Origin of the sequence: Piscirickettsia salmonis LF-89 = ATCC VR-1361, assembly GCF_000297215.2 — a bacterium.
GTDB classification, from domain to species: Bacteria; Pseudomonadota; Gammaproteobacteria; order Piscirickettsiales; family Piscirickettsiaceae; genus Piscirickettsia; species Piscirickettsia salmonis.
Map to the genome: position 1 here is coordinate 89,393 of NZ_AMFF02000002.1, position 18,261 is coordinate 107,653.

An 18,261-nucleotide genomic window follows, 5' to 3' on the forward strand; every position below is an offset into this window, starting at 1 on the left:
CCTACTGATATTATGTCAGAAACTGTTAATCCAGCGCTATACCTACCGAGGTAGCGACGCTTACGTTGTTGTGAAGGATGCGTTATTAGCAAACAAATTTAAGTTGGTATTTTATCTTGGAAGCGGTCTGCTGGGCAGAGGAATTGGTCAGTGCAGTAATTTTTTTCCTCTTGCAATCAACAGGCTTTAAACTTATGTGGGTAAATATTTTTGAGCGAGTTGGTATTTCTTTTTGATAGCGTTGATGGCTTACTCGCTGTGAGCACTGGCCCGTTGTGTATTGCTTGGGTTTGTATTCTGCGATTAAAATATATGCACCAATGTGTTGGGAGCGATTGGCAAGCGTATGGTGGTACTTGCTCCGAAAAAAGAATGTTCAGGGTGTTATCATGATAAAGAACAATGTAGATGTAGATGTGTTGGGAGTATTCCTGTAGATTTAGTTGCTAAATTTATTGATAGTTGGCACTGTGGCGAGATAAGTCAACCTGATACTAAGGTATTGCTATTTATTGATCATATTGAACTATGGTCAGTAAAAAATATTTTCACATGACATTTATTATATAAGGCTTAATTCATGGAAAAAGCGATTATCACTGAGGTGACAGGTCAAAATGGAGCTTATTTGGCTGAGCTTTTGCTTGAAAAAGGATATGAAGTTCATGGAATTAGCTAGTGTTGCTGATTAAATTACCGGGATTGTGATCTTCATGAGTCAGTGCATTTATTATATGATGGTTGTTTTTTTCGAAAGAGGATTATTAAAAATGAAATGTTATTCTTATTTTTTAAGTATTACTCAGAGTGTAGGTGCTTGGTTAATGTTAAAGCTCATGGCTAGAAGGAAGACTGAAATATTTTTACCTCTACCTCTTTTGAGAGGCCTTGATGGAAAGTAGAGTATTAATTGTAGGGCTGCAAATGCCAATACAAGCTGCAGCTGTGCATCATGTACTGCTTGAGTGTGGCTCTAATTTTGAAGCAATATACCATATTACAAATAAGCCGCTGATCGACAAAACATTAGTTAACTATCAGTCATTATCTTTTGATCGTGTTGCTGCTATGGACCCTGATGACCCGAGTTTTTCAGAGCAAGTGAAAAGGCCTGTAGATGCACAATTATTAGAAGAACTTGCAGTATTTGAGCCAACAGTTTTAAAGTTAGTGGAAAGAATTTTTCCTAAGAAAAGGCGTTATCGTTACTTTGATTTAAGAAGACACTTGTATTATTCATACTTATCTTACTGGTCTAATTTTTTAAAAGACAATAAAATTGATAAAGTTATTTTTGATGACGTTCCTCATGTTGGATTTGATTATGTGCTATATATTTTATCAAAACATTATGGCATTAAGGTCATTGTGCCTTTTCAGTTGCAAGTTGTAGATGCTTATTTGATCGCTAATGATATTAAAACACTCTTTTTGCCTTTGAAGCATGCTTTAGATGCGCTGGGTAGTCAGTCAGTGAGCTTGAATGAACTTTCACCACGGATGCAGAAAGAGTATGAAGTTAGAATGTCAGAAAGTTCACCATTTTATATGTTAGATAAACGTCAAGGTAGTATTAAATCATCAATACTGAGACTGTATCGAAGATACATTTCGCTTTCTGAGAAAGAGCAGCAAATAAGACATGAAATTGTTAAGCCAAGTTTTAAATGTGTTCATATAAAAGAAGTAAATTTTGATAGGCCCTATGTTTATTTTGGTTTGCATTATCAGCCAGAGATGACGACTAATCCATTAGGAGGTCGTTATGTTGACCAGTTTCTTGCGATTCAACTCATTTCAAAAGTTTTACCTGACGGTGTGAAACTTTATATAAAGGAGCACCCGGCTATATATAAAGAGCGTAATCCTAGTGGTCGCTTTGTTGAATTTTATGAAAAAATAGCACAGCTACCTGGTGTTTCTTTTGTTCCTCAAAATACGAGATCACTTGAATTAATAAAAAATAGCCAGGCTGTTGCGACGATTACAGGAACGACTGGTTGGGAAGCTCTTTTCATGGACAAACCTGTTTTTGTTTTTGGAAATATATTTTATAAATACTGTCAAGGCGTATACCCTATTTACTCGTATAAAGATATGCAAGTTGCAGCAGATGCAGTCTTTAATCGAGCTGAAAAGCCAACAGAAAGTGATATATTGAGGTTTTTAAAGGCGTTAGATCAGGTCACTGGCGATGGAATAATTCGAGATGAGTATTTTGCAATCTCATGTAATCAAGATAAAGTATATCACAATAAAAATACATCATTGATTGTAAGAAAAATGTTAAATATGTAGCGATTAAGGTTAAGATAATGTTTGAAAATAAAACAGTTTTTGTAACTGGTGGTACAGGAAGTTTTGGTAAAATGTGTATAGCAATGTTGCTCAAGCTTTGGAAGCCAAGAAAGATTATTGTTTATTCTCGAGATGAATTAAAGCAGTTCGATATGCAGCAAGAGTTTAATCAAGAATGTATGCGCTACTTTATTGGAGATGTTCGTGATGGCGATCGACTGGCTAGAGCAATGGTTGGTGTTGATTATGTCATTCATGCGGCAGCGATGAAGCAAGTGCCTGCATCAGAGTATAACCCTATGGAGTGTATTAAAACGAATATTGATGGTGCACAAAATGTGATCAAAGCTGCAATTGATAATAAAGTTAAAAAAGTAATCGCATTATCAACAGACAAAGCAGCGAATCCTATTAATCTTTATGGCGCGACTAAACTTGCTTCTGATAAGCTGTTTGTTGCTGCAAATAATATGGTTGGTGATGGGCCTACTCGCTTTGCTGTTGTGCGTTATGGTAATGTGGTTGGTTCACGAGGGTCTGTGGTGCCATTTTTTAAGAAGCTTATTGAGCAAGGAGTAACAGAGCTTCCTATTACTCATGAAAAAATGACACGTTTTTTAATCACGCTAGAGGATGGTGTTAATTTTGTTTTTAAAAATTTCGAGCGTATGCATGGAGGAGAAATTTTTGTGCCGAAAATTCCATCAATGTACATGACCGAGTTAGCAACAGCGCTTGCGCCTAATTTAAAGCAAAAAATTATTGGAATTCGTCCAGGGGAAAAATTGCATGAGACAATGTGCCCGGCAGATGACAGCCATTTAACACTTGAGTTTGATAAACATTTTGTTATTCAGCCAACGATTCAGTTTAATCTTATTACTGATTTTAGTATAGATAAGCTAGGAGAGGCAGGTCGAGCAGTTCCTTTAGGGTTTGAGTATAACTCTGGCAATAATGATGATTGGCTAAGTCATGAAGAATTTTTAAAAATGGTGAAATGAAGATGCATTTCATACCTTATGGGCGGCAAAATATTTCTGCACAAGATATAGAAAGTGTAAAAGAGGTTTTGTTATCTGATTGGTTAACCCAGGGGCCTGCTGTTAAGACATTTGAAGCAACAATTAAAAATTATTGTGGTAGTCAATATGCTATAGCTGTCTGCAATGCGACAGCGGCCTTGCATATTTCTTGTTTAGCATTAGGTGTGGGCAGTGGTGATATTGTATGGACTTCGCCAAATACTTTTTTATCTTCAGCGAATTGCGCTCGTTTTTGTGGTGCTGAAGTCGATTTTGTCGATATTTGCCCCACAACATATAATATGTCTATCGATGCTTTAGAGGAAAAATTAATTTTTGCTAAAAAAATCAATAAGTTACCTAAGGTGGTTATTCCTGTGCATTTTGCTGGGCAATCATGTGACATGCAGTCTATATGGCGGTTGAGTCATGAGTATGGTTTTAGAGTTATTGAGGATGCAGCTCACGCTATTGGTGGCAAATATATGGAAAAACCGATAGGAAACTGTGAGTATTCTGATATTGCTATTTTTAGTTTTCATCCGGTTAAAATCATAACAACAGGCGAAGGTGGAGCTTTAGTCACGAATGATAGTAAATTAGCAGAAAAAATAGCTTTACTAAGCTCACATGGAGTAACAAGGGATAAGCGCTTGATGCAAGAGTCTGCTGAAGGTGGTTGGTATTATGAACAGCTGGATTTGGGATTTAATTACCGCATTACTGATCTTCAGTGTGCTTTAGGGATATCTCAGTTTCTACGATTAGATCAATTTGTTCAGCAAAGACACCAACACTATCAATATTATAATGGCCTTTTAAAAGATTTACCTGTTACATTACCTTCTCAAAGTCGATGCTCATATTCGGCGCTACACCTCTACCCTATCCAAGTTGAGAAAATGATTAGAAAGTCAGTTTTTGATTTTCTAAGAGAAAATAAGATAGGTGTAAATGTCCACTATATTCCTGTTTATTTACAGCCTTACTATAAACGTCTTGGGTTTAAGCAGGGCTATTGTCCAAATGCAGAAGAATATTATCAAAAAGCTATTTCCTTGCCGATGTTTTATGATTTGGTAGAAAATGAGCAGGCTTATGTGGTAGAGAAGTTAAAAGAGGCTTTGTTGTCATGAATATAGCCATTATACCTGCACGAGGAGGCAGTAAAAGAATTCCAGGAAAAAATATCAAAGAATTCTATGGTAAACCGATTATCGCATATTCAATTGCGGCGGCTCAGGCATCTGGTCTATTTTCTAAAATTATTGTCTCTACAGATGATGAGAATATTGCAGAGGTTGCCAAACAGTATGGAGCAGAAGTGCCTTTTATGCGGCCGAGTAAGTTGGCAGATGACTTCTCTGGTACTGTTCCTGTGATTATCCATGCAATAGAGGAGCTAGGAAAGCTTGGGATCAATCCAGAGTATGTGTGCTGTATTTATGCAACAGCACCATTTTTATTAAGTGAATTTTTAACTGAGGGCTATTATAAACTTATTAATGATGATAGTGTGCAGTTTTGCTTCTCAGCTACATCATTTAAATCCACAATATTTAGAGCATTTAAGCTTGATGAGCATGGTCGGTGTAAAATGTTCTGGCCAGAGCACTATTTTACAAGGTCTCAGGATTTAAATGAAGCTTACTACGATGCAGGGCAATTTTATTGGGGGCGCAAAGACTCTTTTCAAAAATATGGAAAAATTTTTGAGAGTTACTCTCTCCCAATTATAATACCTCATTATTTAGTTCAAGATATTGATACAAATGATGATTGGTTGCGTGCTGAAATGATGTATCAAGCGCTACTTAATAAAACGTAATCAGTAATAATATTATGTTATTTATTAGTTTGATTAAATAGGTAAATATTTTTTATATTTTAATCACTCTAAAGTTTGGGAATTGATATGGAGATTCGAGGCCTTACCGCCTATAAAAAAGTGATGATTGAGATATGAAGGTTGTTATTCGAACTGATTCTTCTTTTCTTATTGGCTCAGGTCATGTAATGCGTTGTTTGGTTCTTGCTGACTTACTAAATATAGCTGGACACACAGTTTCTTTTATTTGCCGAGATCTTCCTGGGAATTTCAATAAGTATATTGTTGAGCGTGGTTATGCGATTGCTATTTTACCATTGAGTGACAAGGAAAAGAAAAAGTATCTGAAAATTGAACTTGTAGATGATTATGAGTTGTGGCGTGGCGTAGCTCTTAAGACTGACAGTCAGGAAACTAGGAATGCTTTAGTAGATAAAACAGTGGGTTTATTGGTTGTTGATCATTATGGTATCGACTGTGTATGGCATAAGCAGCTTCGAGACTGTGTTGATAAGATTATGGTGGTTGATGACTTAGCGAATCGACAGCATGATTGTGATGTTTTACTTGATCATAATTTCTATATAGGTTTGGAAAAGCGTTATGATAACTTGGTACCTAAAAAATGCAAGAAATTACTTGGGCCTAGCTATGCGTTAATTAATCCAAAGTTAAAAGCCGTTTTAGAACATAGGAAGCATTCAGGTAAGCTTGATAAAAATAATACTATAAAAAATATACTGGTATTTTTAGGTGGTGTTGATGGTGAGGATTATACTGACAGAATTTTGACACAAGTATTAGTTATAAAGCGCTTTGAAAGTTGTGTGTTTAACGTTGTATTAGGTAGTAATAATCCAAATAAATCAGCTCTTAAGAAGAAATATTGTGAATACGATAATGTGGTGTTTCATGTTCAGCCTGATTATTACCATGCGTTGATGGAAAAAGCCGACTTAGCGGTAGGGGCTGGTGGTGTATCACAGCTGGAGCGAAGCTATATTAAAATACCTTCTTTTGTGCAAGCTGTGGCAGAGAATCAGAAGAAAATTGTTAAAGAGATGAGGCTCTATGGTTATATTCAGTCAATAGAAGGCTTGAGTGAGCTGGGTGACAAAAATCTAAACTTTAATGAATTGGAATGTCATATTCTGTCTATCTCAGAATTATTCAATGACAATAAAAATACTGAATTAAGCAGTCGATTGGTTAATGAAAAAGATATGAAGGATATCTATGAGTGGCGAATCCATCCATCTGTTGTTTCTGTTTCAGCGAGTAAACAAGCGTTCTCTTTTTCTGAGCATAGAGCATGGTTCTTAGAAAAACTACAAAGTGACGATAGTTATTTTTTGATGTTCGAATGCCTTGGTTTTAAGGTTGGGGTTATCCGCTTTGATATCAAAGGAAGAAAGTTTGCAGTGGTAAATATTTTCTTAAACCCTTTATGTATTAATCAAGGGTATGGGAAAAAAATATTAAAGTACGGACTATCTGAGTTTTTTAAAAATACAACCATCACTGAAGTACGTGCGGATATATTAGAAGAAAACATAAAATCTAAACGTATTTTTATAAGATGTGGTTTTAATAAGTATAAAGCAAGCTATTGTTTGCATAAATAAGTGAAAAAAACAGGTGTATTATGTTTAAAATTGGAAATTATGAGATTAGTCGTGAGAATAAACCTTTTATTATTGCAGAAATGTCTGGTAATCATAATAACTCACTAGATCGGGCATTGGAAATTGTTGAAGCTGCGGCGAAGGCAGGTGCTGATGCAATTAAGCTGCAAACTTATACTGCAGATACGATGACATTAGATGTTGATAAAGATGACTTTAAAATTATGGATAAAAATAGTTTATGGTATGGTCAGCACCTATATGAATTATATCAACAAGCAAACACACCTTGGGAATGGCATGAAACGATCTTTAATAAAGCCAAAGAGCTGGGTATACTTTGCTTCAGCTCCCCTTTTGATAGCACGGCAGTTGATTTTTTAGAAGAGCTTAATGCTCCAGCCTATAAAATAGCGTCTTTCGAAAATAAAGATGTTAATTTAATTCGTAAAGTTGCTAAAACAGGGAAGCCTGTGATTATTTCTACAGGAATGGCTTCTTTGGCTGATTTGCACTTAATAACAGAAACTTTAAGGGAGTCTGGCTGTACAAATTTTATCTTGTTAAAGTGTACCAGTGCATACCCAGCAAGCCCTGCAGATGCAAATTTAGTGATGATGGCTCGTATGGGAGAAATATTTGATTGTCAAGTGGGTCTCTCTGACCATACTATGGGTGTTGGCGTGCCAATTGCTGCTGTTGCATTAGGAGCTACAGTGATTGAAAAGCACTTTTGCTTATCTCGAAAAGAGGGCGGTGTTGATGCTGATTTTTCTTTAGAGCCGCATGAGTTTAGTGTGCTTGTTGAGGAAGCTAAGAAAGCATGGCAGTCTATAGGTTCTATTAGCTATCAATTGCCAGTTGCTGAGGAAAAGTCAAAGCAGTTTCGACGGTCTATTTATTTTGTTAAGGATATGCAGTCAGGTGAAGTTATTACAGAAGAATGTGTGCGTTGTATTCGGCCAGGCTATGGGCTTGAACCTCAATATTGGGATAAGGTTATAGGTTGTAAGGTTCGGAGAAAAGTTGTTACTGGTGATCGCGTTGAATGGGAATGTTTAGAGTTTTAGTTAGGTAGTAAGGTGTGAAGTATATCGCTTTTAGCTTTTATATAGGATTGAAGTGAAACTTTGTAGCTAGTTGGTTAACATACTTTTTAGTGAGAGTGATAATTGCTTTATAAGTTGCTCTTTGTTAGTTAGTGATGTGTTCAAGTAAGTAAAGTCAACGACTCCATTTTTTGTTTTATCATCAAGTATTTTTAAGAATTTTATAAGGCTCTTCTGTTTAGGTTTTTGTTTATGAAGAAATATGGTATCCATCGCTTTTTGTATACATTCATAAGAGTGTATAGGGTATGCTCCTGGGCAATGTTGATAGAATATATTACCAAAAACGAGTACCGGCTTATTTAAAAATAAGGCCTCCCAGCCGACAGTTCCTGTGATTGTTGCAACTGCTTGGCTTTTTTCGATGAGCTTAAAAGAGTTGAGTGTTTGAGGAACAATTTGAGTATTGGGTAGAGCTGCTATTTTTTTGTAAAACTCGGTAAAGCGACCACTTGGATTGCGCTTTTTATATATTGCTGGGTGCTCTTTGATGTAGAGCTTCATGTTTTTAGGTAGGGCTTTTGAAATTAATTGAATTGCCAAAAATTGGTCGGCATATACTCCTCCCAGTGGGACTGTTGTCATTTCAGGTTGATAATGAAGAGCAAAGTAGATATAGGGGGATTCAAGGGTTGTTTGCCTGACATATTTTAGACTGGGGCGGATGAGTTCATTTGCCATCATCTTGTCTCTTTCAGAGATAGGAAAATATTTGCGCTGTAGGTGGTGATATATGTGTTTTAGTACACTCTTCTTTTTGGGCTGCATATAGAAAGGCATTGATTTTTGCGTTCTTAGCTGGTATTCCCTCTGCATGCGAGGCGATAGGTCGTTTAGGTGAATATCATCATTTTCTAGATTGTGGTGGGCTACTGCTAATTCTGTGAATAGTGATTTAATGTCATCTGTGATGATGTAAGAATCTATCACTTGTAGCTGATAAGCAATTCGAATAGGAATGTTATAGTATTTTGCTAGCATGTAGATGACATAGTCATAGCCTTCGTGAGGGATATTATGGAATATGATTTTAGTGATATCGTTTTTAGTGAAGAATGTAATCCAATAAGAAAGATAAGCATAATATAAATGTCTTTTTAAGTCGAAATAGCGATAACGTTTTTTTTGGGGATATACACGGTCAAGCATTTTTAGCAGTGTGGGTTCATACTGTGCAAGAGCATCTAGTATTTCAGCATCAACAGGAACTTCACTTATGGTTTCAGGTTGAAGGTAGTACATTTGATCATAAGGAATTAAATGATATGAAATATAGCCAAGGCTATTAGAGTCAACTGCTGTTTTGGTAATATGATGTAAGTTGTGAATTTTTGAGTTGCAAGAGGTCAGAGCTAGGTTTAGTGCAGATACCTGTAAAGGGGTGAGAAGCCCTACGATAAGTAGATTCTGTTTGTTTTTCACGTTTACTTTAAAGTGATGCTCTTGCAACGATGTGATCTCTTATTAGGACTTGCGCATTGCTAGCAGGGATTAATTTTTATTTTTTCTCTACTTCAGCCCCTGTTGTAACAAAATTTCTGGCAATGTCAATAAATAAATCTTTTTATCCGCTGATACCAGTTTGAAATTATATCAGTAATTCTAGCGTACTCTAACTTTAAAAAATAAATCAATGAACAAAAGATATAATTTTTGCTGTATTTTGTTGTGTATGTTTGACGTTTCTCGATTTTTTCCAGTAAAAATGTCATAGACATTTAAAAATTCATTATTTAAATCTATTTTCTCTGCAGTTTCTGTCCATAAGTTTTTAGGGCTATAGTTTCCTCTGAGCAAATAACGAATGTACCCAATGTACTCTCAGAGTATTGCATTTAGCTGTCGTTGGTTGTGTAATAACATGCATTTATAACTATCTATTATTTAACCCAGATTATTAAACAGCCACTAAATATGGCTATTAATGCGCAAGCCCTGCTCTAATGTCCTGGTATTGCCAACTCGCTGATCTTGCTGTATATTAGCAGGCCGATAGTCACGTAGCTCAGTTGGTTAGAGCACCACCTTGACATGGTGGGGGTCGTTGGTTCGAATCCAATCGTGACTACCAAAATATTTTTAGCATGTAAATCATGGGTGATTGTTTAAAGTCGCGTAGCTCAGTTGGTTAGAGCACTACCTTGACATGGTAGGGGTCGTTGGTTCGAATCCAATCGCGACTACCAGATTTATGATTTAAAGCGCCTTTTGGCGCTTTTTTTGTCTGTTGCTTTAATGCTATGATAGAGTGATTTTTTATTTTTAGTTGATAATAATAAACCTTAATTCAGGAGTAAGGTATGCCGATTGTAACACTTCCGGATGGAAGTCAACGTCGCTTTGATAGTGCGGTGACTGTAGCTGAGGTGGCTGCAGAGATAGGCCCAGGGTTGGCAAAGTCTGCGGTTGCGGGAAAAATCAATGGACAACTTGTTGATACCAGCACGACCATTAGCGAAGATGTGGCATTAACCTTACTGACCAGTAAAGACGAGGAAGGCTTAGAAGTAATTCGTCACTCTGGTGCCCACTTGCTTGCTCAAGCGGTGAAGCAGTTATTTCCAGAGGCGCAGGTGACGATTGGTCCGGTAATCGATGATGGCTTTTATTATGACTTTGCTTATAAACGGCCATTTACACCGGATGATTTAACGGCCATAGAAAAACGTATGCAAGAGCTGGTCAAGCAAAACATCCCAGTCGTGCGTCAAGAAATGAGCCGTGATGATGCGGTTAAGTATTTCGATGGTTTAGGTGAGCATTATAAAGTACAGGTTATCGAGGCCATTGATCAAAATGAGACCTTATCTTTATATAGCCAAGGTGATTTTACTGATTTATGCCGTGGTCCGCACGTTGCAAGCACAGGACAGATTAAAGCCTTTAAATTAATGAAGGTTGCTGGTGCTTACTGGCGGGGTGATTCGAATAATGAAATGCTTCAGCGTATTTATGGCACGGCTTGGGGTGATAAAAAAGCACTAAAAGAGCATTTGCATCGTTTAGAAGAAGCAGAGAAGCGTGATCATCGTAAAATTGCTAAGGCGCAAGATTTATTTCATCAGCAAGAAGAAGCGCCAGGAATGGTGTTTTGGCATGAAAAAGGCTGGACAATCTATCAAAATCTAGTGAGTTATGTACGCGAGAAGTTGAAGAAGCAAGGTTATCAAGAAGTCCATACGCCTCAGATTGTCGATAGTAGCCTGTGGGTGCGTTCGGGGCATGAGGGTAAGTACAAAGAAAATATGTTTTTAACTTCATCGGAAAATCGTGAATTTATTATTAAACCGATGAATTGCCCCTGTCATATGCAGATTTTCAATCAAGGCTTGCGCAGCTATCGCGATTTGCCAGTTCGTATGGCAGAGTTTGGTTGCTGTCATCGTAATGAGCCATCTGGAGGTTTGCATGGCTTGATGCGAGTGCGCTCGATGGTGCAAGATGATGGTCATATTTTCTGTCGTGAAGATCAAATTTGTGATGAAGTCGCCCAATTTGCCTCACAAGTCTTTGAGACATATCAAGACTTTGGCTTTGAAAAAGCGGGGATTGAAGTGAAGTTAGCTTTGCGTCCGGATCAGCGCATTGGTGATGATGAGATGTGGGAGCATGCTGAGCAAAAGCTCGCTACAGCTCTTGAATCCGCTGGGATAGCGTTTGAAAGTTTGCCGGGTGAAGGGGCTTTTTATGGGCCGAAAATTGAATTTCACTTGCGCGATTGTTTAAATCGCCGTTGGCAATGTGGGACGATTCAATTAGATTATATAATGCCGCAACGTTTGGATGCGACTTATATCGATGAGAATAGTCAGCGCTGCCACCCTGTAGTGTTGCATCGGGCGATGCTTGGCTCACTTGAGCGCTTTATGGGGATTTTGATCGAGCATTATGCGGGAATACTGCCAACTTGGTTGGCACCGGTTCAAGTGGTCGTTATGAATATTACGAGTGCTCAGGCCGAATTTTCGACGGAAATCGCAGAAAATTTACAAAAATTGGGTTTTAGAGCACGATTAGACTTGAGAAATGAGAAGATAGGCTTTAAAATCCGTGAACACACATTGCAACGTGTTCCTTATCTATTGGTGATAGGGGATCGTGAAGTTGAATCGAGAACGCTTGCGGTCCGGTCTTTACAGGGTGAAGACTTAGGCTCGATGAGTTTTGATGACTTTGCTGAGTATCTGAGCAAAGATGTTAAATACCGCAGTCAATCTCACCTAGGAGGATAAAGCTATTAGCAGCACACAGAACCAAAAAAAGCCACGAGTTAATGATGAGATTCGCGAGAAAGAAATTCGTTTAATCGGGGCCGATGGGGAACAAGTGGGAGTGATGACCTCTCGGGATGCCTTAAAGCATGCTGAGGAAGTATCGCTTGATTTGGTCGAAATTTCGCCCAATGCTAAGCCTCCGGTGTGCCGTGTTATGGATTTTGGTAAATTCATGTTTGAAGAAAACAAAAAACGTAGCGCTGCACGCAAGAAGCAAAAACAGATGCAAGTGAAGGAAGTTAAATTTCGTCCATCGACGGATGTGGGAGACTACCAGGTCAAGCTACGCAACCTGATCCGTTTCCTCAACGATGGGGACAAAGCCAAAGTCACTCTCCGCTTTCGTGGTCGAGAGATGGCACACCAGGAGCTGGGTCTTGAGTTATTAAAGCGTGTTGAAATCGACCTAAATGAATACGGGATCGTTGAACATCGCCCAAAACTTGAGGGACGACAAATGGTTATGGTGATTGGCCCCAAAAAGAAGCAATAATACTCAAAAATACTCAAATGCGGAGTTTTGAATTATGTCTAAGTTAAAAACAAATCGCGGTGCCGCGAAGCGTTTTAAGAAAACAGCCAACGGCTATAAGCGCAAGGGTGCATTTCGCCGTCACATTCTAACAAAGAAATCAACGAAGACGAAACGTCAGTTACGTGGGACGACTCAGGTTGCTGCTTGTGATCAAAATATGGTCGCGCGTATGTTGTGTGATAAATAATCCAATTATCTTAATCTTTGTTTGTTTGTGGAGTAAAAAATAATGGCTAGAGTTAAACGTGGTGTGATTGCGCGCGCCCGTCATAAAAAAGTAATGAAAGCAGCAAAAGGCTACTATGGTGCACGTAGTCGTGTCTTTCGTGTTGCTAAGCAAGCGGTGACCAAAGCCGGTCAATATGCTTACCGTGACCGTCGCCAAAGAAAGCGCCAGTTCCGTTCATTATGGATTGTCCGTATCAATGCGGCTGCCCGTCAAAGTGGTTTAAGCTACAGCCGCTTTATCAATGGTCTTAAAAAAGCGTCTGTTGAAATCGATCGTAAAGTATTGGCGGATATTGCTGTATTCGATCAAGCAGGTTTTAACGCATTGGTTGAGCAGGCGAAAACAGCATTGGCAAGCTAATGAATGTAAGCTAACGCTGCGAGCCATGGAGTGCTAAGCAACGCTGTGTGACGCGGACAGCCGAGGGTTTATAGTCGTCGCGTTTTGCTCGGCGATTTTGCATCATTGGATGTGCAAAATACCTACCGAGGTAGCGACGCTTACGGTGACGTCTTGCACGTTTAAGTGAAAGACAGAGCAGAAGATAGGGGCAGATTGGCCCCTATTTTTTTATCTTTATTTTGAGCCTAACCTGCGGTTCGATTGGACAAAGGGGAGCAGCATGCAGCAGATTGATGAGATCGTATCTGAGGCGATGATACGCATTAAAGACACAGAGTCAACTAAGTCATTGGATGATATTCGTGTCCATTATATGGGAAAGAAAGGTCGCTTAACTGAAGTATTAAAAGGACTTGGTAAGTTGTCCGCAGCAGAACGGCCGAAAATGGGGCAAGCGGTGAATGTCGCAAAAACAAAGCTGCAACAAGCATTAACCGACCGTTTAGAAGCGCTTAAATTACAAGAAATGCAGGTGCAGTTAGGGGCTGAAAAAATCGATGTCAGCCTTGCTGGCCGCGGTCAAGAGCTGGGGCATCTGCACCCAGTGACAAAAGTATTAAACCGAATTACTTATTTACTTGGTTGCGCTGGCTTTAGTGTGGTTGAAGGGCCTGAGATCGAAGATGATTTTCATAATTTTGAAGCCTTAAATATTCCCAAGCACCATCCGGCCCGAGCGATGCAAGATACTTTTTATTTTGGTAATGGCGATGTATTACGCACGCATACTTCAGGGGTGCAAATTCGCACGATGGAAGAGAGTCAACCACCCATTCGTATCATCGCCCCTGGGCGTGTCTATCGCTGTGATTCTGATCCGACGCATACGCCTAACTTTCACCAGGTTGAAGGTTTATGGGTGGATGATTCGGTGAGTTTTGCTGATTTAAAAGGCATGCTGGTGAATTTTTTGCGTGAGTTTTTTGAAGATAATAATCTGCGTGTACGTTTTCGTCCTTCTTATTTCCCATTTACTGAGCCTTCTGCTGAAGCGGATATTGAGTTTACTAAACCCAATGGTGAAAAAGCGTGGTTGGAAGTATTAGGCTGTGGCATGGTGCATCCGCATGTCTTAAAAAATGTCAATATTAATCCAGAGGAGTTCCAAGGGTTTGCTTGGGGTATGGGCATCGAGCGGTTAGCGATGTTGCGTTATGGCATTCGTGATTTACGGACATTGTTTGAAAATGATGTGCGCTTTTTAGGTCAATTTTAAGGGGGAAACACTATGCAATTAAGTGAACAATGGCTGCGCACGTGGGTGAACCCTGAAGTTTCAACAGCGGTTTTAGCTGATCAACTGTCGATGGCGGGTTTAGAAGTCGATGGTATGACAGCGGTTGCGGCTGAATTTTCTCAGGTCATTGTGGCAGAGATTACGCATTGTGAGCAACATCCGGATGCTGATCGTTTACGCGTGTGTCAGGTGAATACAGGCACTGAAACAGTACAGATTGTCTGTGGGGCACCGAATGCACGTGTTGGCATTAAAGTGGCGTTGGCACAAATTGGTGCTGTACTGCCGCCGCTTGCAGAGGATAAACCTTTTAAGATTAAAAAAAGCAAGTTGCGCGGGGTGGAGTCAGAAGGAATGCTGTGCTCTGCACGCGAATTAGAGCTGGCAGATGAGCATGAGGGAATTATCGAGCTAGCAATTGATGCACCAGTAGGCATGGATTTGCGTGAATACTTAAGTTTAAATGATGTGAGTATTGATGTTGATTTAACACCGAACCGTGGCGACTGTTTGAGTATTGCCGGCATCGCTCGTGAGGTCAGTGTGTTAAATCGTACGGCATTGACACCCGTGCACGTTGAGCTCATTGCCCCTGTTCATGATGAGCGGATTGATATCGAATTAAACGCTGGAGAAGACTGCCCGCGCTATATTGGCCGTATTATTAAAGAGGTCAATGTTCATACCAAAGCACCATTATGGCTGACTGAACGTTTGCGTCGTTCGGGGATACGCAGTATTTCGCTGCCGGTGGATGTGACTAACTATGTCATGCTTGAACTCGGTCAGCCGATGCATGCCTTTGACCTAAATACGGTGAAAGGTGGAATAGAGGTTCGTCGGGCTTGTCCAGGTGAAACCTTAGTGTTACTTGATGGGACAGAAATCAGCTTAACGCCAGATGTTCTTGTGATTGCTGATGATGCTAAGCCGCTTGCTATGGCAGGTATCATGGGTGGAGAGAGCTCAGGGGTGAGTGATGATACTCAGGATTTATTCTTAGAAAGTGCTTTTTTTGCCCCGACAGCGATTGCCGGTCGTGCTCGACGCTACGGCTTGCACACTGATTCTTCGCATCGTTTTGAGCGCGGTGTTGATCCAGAACTCGCTCGTGTTGCGATTGAGCGGGCGACACAGCTGATTATTGATATTGCCAGTGGTAAGCCAGGGCCGTGTTTGGAGGCTGAAAAGCCAGAGTATTTGCCAACGCCTGTTAAATTAATATTGCGCCAACCACGCATTGCGAAAATTTTAGGGGTGAGCATCGCTGATGATGAGGTTGAGGATATATTAGTACATTTGGGCATGACTGTAGAGCGCATAGCCGGTGGTTGGCAGGTGAGCGTACCTTCTTTTCGTTTTGATATGGAGCGTGAGGAAGATCTTATTGAAGAGATTGCTCGCATTCATGGCTATGATCATATTCCTTTGCATGCGCCTAAGCGTCCAGCGACAGTGCCTGTTAATTCAGAGCAGAAGTTAACGGTCGCGCAGTTAAGTCAAGTGCTCGTCAATCGTGGTTACTCTGAAGCGATGAACTATAGCTTTCTTGATGAAAAACTGCAGACTTTAGTTTGTCCCAAAGATGAGTTCCTGCGTTTGGCGAACCCTTTATCAGAAGAGTTGGCGATTATGCGTACCAGCTTGCTACCAGGGTTATTAAAGTCATTATTGCATAATCAAAAGCGTCAACAAGAGCGGGTGCGATTATTTGAAGTAGGTACCTGTTTTCGCTTAGTTGAAGGCAAAAAGCAAGAGCGGCAGCGCATTGCTGGTGTGATTGCGGGCGCTGTTTTGCCTTTGCACTGGAGTGGAGAGACTGCTGCTGACTTTTATGATTTAAAAGGTGATGTTGAAGCACTGTTAGCATTAACGCAGGCAGAGACTATGTTTAAAAGCGCAGAGCACAGTGCATTACACCCCGGTCAGTCTGCTCAGGTTAAAGTCAATGGGCGTTGTGCTGGTGTTATTGGCGCATTGCATCCACACCTTGCGCAAAAGTTGAATGTCAAAGGCAAAGCATTCTTATTTGAGCTAGATTTGCAGGCGATATCCAGTGCGACATTACCCAAAGCTAAATCTTTATCACGTTATCCAAGCATTAAACGTGATTTGGCTTTATTGGTTGATGAGGCTATCAGTGCTGCTGATTTAACGACTGCGGTCAGTGACGTCGTCCCAGAGCAATTGCAAGATGTACGTATTTTTGATATTTACCAAGGTGAGGGTATCCAAGAGGGTAAAAAAAGTGTTGCACTTAGCTTGATTTTACAGGATTTGTCGCGCACGCTTACAGAAGAGGATGTTGCAGCTCTCATTGAGAAGGTTAAAAACACATTGATGACGACCTTCGGAGCAGTATTACGGGAGTAATTTCGATGGCGTTAACAAAAGCCGTACTGATGGACAAGCTTTTTGCAGATCTTGGTGTCAATAAGCAAGATGCAAAAATGATCGTTGACCTTTTTTTTGAAGAGATTCAAAGTGCCTTGGAGAAAGGCCAGATTGTAAAGCTTTCTGGTTTTGGTAACTTTATGCTGCGGGATAAAAAAGAGCGCCCGGGGCGAAACCCAAAAACGGGAGATGAGGTTGCTGTATCTGCTAGACGTGTTGTCACTTTTAGGGCAGGTCAAAAGCTGCGAGCACGTGTTAATTCAAAACTCTAAATTTATCAGCTAAAAAAGTACCTTTAAGGTGCTTTTTTATTGAGGTGAGTGTTTGTTAGCTGAGGTTTATCAGTTATAAGCTGATATTTAACCACGGATCTTCTCTTCGTATTACTACTTTCTTTTTAAGTCGGGTTCGGTATAATAGGCGCTGGTTCGGGGCGTAGCTCAGCCTGGTAGAGTACTTGCATGGGGTGTAAGTGGTCGTAGGTTCAAATCCTACCGTCCCGACCAAATCTAACTAATCTTAATTTACCTATTTCCTAACGTTTTATTCATTAACATAAGTTGCTGTGATTCGTGCTTTATCGAGTGCGTTCGCATTGAGCATAAAGCCAATGACTGCACTTGATGTATTTTTTTTAACATCCAGTTTTTCATTAGGTAAGGCCCACACAGTAAATTGATATCTGTGCATGCCGTGACCTTTAGGAGGACAAGGTCCACCGTATCCTTTTATGCCATAATCATTCAGCATCTCTTTGGCCCCATTAACTTTTTTTAATTCATTTCTAGCGATGTTATGTGTCGTTGCAGGGATATCAATAACTACCCAATGCCAGAAGCCACTTTCAGTTGGAGCATCAGGATCTCTTACCGTTAGTGCAAAACTTTTCGTTCCTTTAGGTGCATCTCTCCAATTTAATTGTGGTGAAAAATTAGAGCCATTACAGCCAAAACCGTTAAAAACAAAAGGTTTGGTTATTCTGGATCCTTCTTGCGCTGCGAGCCATGGAGTGCTAAGCACGGGGTGAGTAGGCCGAGGTAGGTTCGGGTTTTTAGCAGAGCGGAGTTGCGAAAGACCGTTAGGTCTGTAGCAAGCGTAACGAGTGTCTAAAAATCTATACGAACCGTAGAGTCATGTGAGAGCACAGTGGTGGAGTGTGCCGATTCAAGGCACGCAACGCTGTGTGACGCGGACAGCCGAGGGTTTATAGTCGTCGCGTTTTGCTCGGCGATTTTGCATCATTGGATGTGCAAAATACCTACCGAGGTAGCGACGCTTACGAAATTCGAGTTTGGCAAGGCGATC

At 40.0% G+C, this 18,261-nt stretch carries 16 protein-coding genes, 3 tRNA genes and 1 pseudogene; 18 read left to right on the top strand and 2 right to left on the bottom strand.

Annotated features, from left to right (window positions below; genetic code table 11):
• From C200_RS16025 to pseI, 8 genes and pseudogenes are all read left to right on the top strand, one after another.
• A partial coding sequence (locus C200_RS16025; RefSeq protein WP_211250919.1) for a hypothetical protein occupies positions 1-190 on the top strand: 190 nt, incomplete at its 5' end.
• 390 nt (positions 191-580) lie between these two features.
• Positions 581-673, top strand: a pseudogene (locus tag C200_RS15280) (GDP-mannose 4,6-dehydratase); the annotation flags it as partial.
• A gap of 251 nt (positions 674-924) precedes the next feature.
• A complete protein-coding gene (locus C200_RS00410) occupies positions 925-2,298 on the top strand; it encodes a capsular polysaccharide export protein, LipB/KpsS family (RefSeq protein ID WP_016210503.1) in 1,374 nt (457 codons plus the stop codon).
• 17 nt (positions 2,299-2,315) lie between these two features.
• Complete coding sequence (gene pseB / locus C200_RS00415) at positions 2,316-3,302, top strand: UDP-N-acetylglucosamine 4,6-dehydratase (inverting) (RefSeq protein ID WP_016210501.1); 987 nt, start codon at positions 2,316-2,318, stop codon at positions 3,300-3,302.
• A 2-nt stretch (positions 3,303-3,304) separates the two neighbouring features.
• Positions 3,305-4,459 (top strand): UDP-4-amino-4,6-dideoxy-N-acetyl-beta-L-altrosamine transaminase, encoded by a 1,155-nt coding sequence (gene pseC / locus C200_RS00420; RefSeq protein ID WP_016210490.1) that lies wholly within the window; start codon positions 3,305-3,307, stop codon positions 4,457-4,459.
• Positions 4,456-5,151, top strand: coding sequence for a pseudaminic acid cytidylyltransferase (pseF, locus tag C200_RS00425; protein WP_016210502.1), 696 nt, complete (start codon positions 4,456-4,458; stop codon positions 5,149-5,151). The genes pseC and pseF overlap by 4 nt, the downstream gene beginning before the upstream one ends.
• A 134-nt stretch (positions 5,152-5,285) precedes the next feature.
• Positions 5,286-6,776: a UDP-2,4-diacetamido-2,4,6-trideoxy-beta-L-altropyranose hydrolase gene (gene pseG / locus C200_RS00430; RefSeq protein WP_016210500.1), complete on the top strand. Its 1,491-nt coding sequence runs from the start codon at positions 5,286-5,288 to the stop codon at positions 6,774-6,776.
• 20 nt (positions 6,777-6,796) lie between these two features.
• A complete protein-coding gene (gene pseI, locus C200_RS00435; RefSeq protein WP_016210494.1) occupies positions 6,797-7,846 on the top strand; it encodes a pseudaminic acid synthase in 1,050 nt (349 codons plus the stop codon).
• A 66-nt stretch (positions 7,847-7,912) separates the two neighbouring features.
• Here the strand turns inward: pseI and C200_RS00440 are convergent, their stop codons facing one another.
• Entirely contained in the window at positions 7,913-9,334 is a 1,422-nt protein-coding gene (locus tag C200_RS00440; protein WP_230383362.1) for a capsular polysaccharide export protein, LipB/KpsS family, read from the bottom strand.
• A gap of 545 nt (positions 9,335-9,879) precedes the next feature.
• On the opposite strand from C200_RS00440, the gene C200_RS00445 reads away from it, so the two are divergent.
• The 10 genes from C200_RS00445 (at position 9,880) to C200_RS00490 (ending at position 17,462) form a co-directional block, all read left to right on the top strand.
• Positions 9,880-9,956: transfer RNA gene (locus tag C200_RS00445), tRNA-Val, on the top strand.
• A 38-nt stretch (positions 9,957-9,994) separates the two neighbouring features.
• Positions 9,995-10,071, top strand: a tRNA-Val gene (locus C200_RS00450).
• A gap of 114 nt (positions 10,072-10,185) precedes the next feature.
• On the top strand, positions 10,186-12,117 hold the full coding sequence (thrS, locus tag C200_RS00455; RefSeq protein ID WP_016210489.1) for a threonine--tRNA ligase: 1,932 nt from the start codon (positions 10,186-10,188) through the stop codon (positions 12,115-12,117).
• Positions 12,118-12,121: 4 nt separating this feature from the next.
• Complete coding sequence (infC, locus tag C200_RS00460) at positions 12,122-12,652, top strand: translation initiation factor IF-3 (protein ID WP_075273353.1); 531 nt, start codon at positions 12,122-12,124, stop codon at positions 12,650-12,652.
• 34 nt (positions 12,653-12,686) lie between these two features.
• Positions 12,687-12,881, top strand: a complete 195-nt coding sequence (gene rpmI / locus C200_RS00465; RefSeq protein ID WP_016210493.1) for a 50S ribosomal protein L35 — start codon at positions 12,687-12,689, stop codon at positions 12,879-12,881.
• 42 nt (positions 12,882-12,923) lie between these two features.
• Positions 12,924-13,283 (top strand): 50S ribosomal protein L20, encoded by a 360-nt coding sequence (gene rplT / locus C200_RS00470; protein WP_016210495.1) that lies wholly within the window; start codon positions 12,924-12,926, stop codon positions 13,281-13,283.
• 262 nt (positions 13,284-13,545) lie between these two features.
• A complete protein-coding gene (pheS, locus tag C200_RS00475; RefSeq protein ID WP_016211706.1) occupies positions 13,546-14,541 on the top strand; it encodes a phenylalanine--tRNA ligase subunit alpha in 996 nt (331 codons plus the stop codon).
• A 12-nt stretch (positions 14,542-14,553) separates the two neighbouring features.
• Positions 14,554-16,935 carry a phenylalanine--tRNA ligase subunit beta gene (pheT, locus tag C200_RS00480; protein WP_032126132.1) on the top strand — a complete coding sequence of 794 codons (2,382 nt, stop codon included), beginning with the start codon at positions 14,554-14,556 and terminating at the stop codon, positions 16,933-16,935.
• 5 nt (positions 16,936-16,940) lie between these two features.
• The gene (locus tag C200_RS00485; RefSeq protein ID WP_016211707.1) at positions 16,941-17,228 is read left to right on the top strand and encodes an integration host factor subunit alpha; all 288 of its coding nucleotides are present in this window, start codon (positions 16,941-16,943) and stop codon (positions 17,226-17,228) included.
• A 157-nt stretch (positions 17,229-17,385) separates the two neighbouring features.
• A tRNA-Pro gene (locus C200_RS00490) sits at positions 17,386-17,462 on the top strand.
• 37 nt (positions 17,463-17,499) lie between these two features.
• On the opposite strand, the gene C200_RS00495 is transcribed toward C200_RS00490, so the two are convergent.
• Positions 17,500-17,976 (bottom strand): YbhB/YbcL family Raf kinase inhibitor-like protein, encoded by a 477-nt coding sequence (locus C200_RS00495; protein ID WP_052133265.1) that lies wholly within the window; start codon positions 17,974-17,976, stop codon positions 17,500-17,502.
• Between the last annotated feature and the right edge of the window lie 285 nt (positions 17,977-18,261).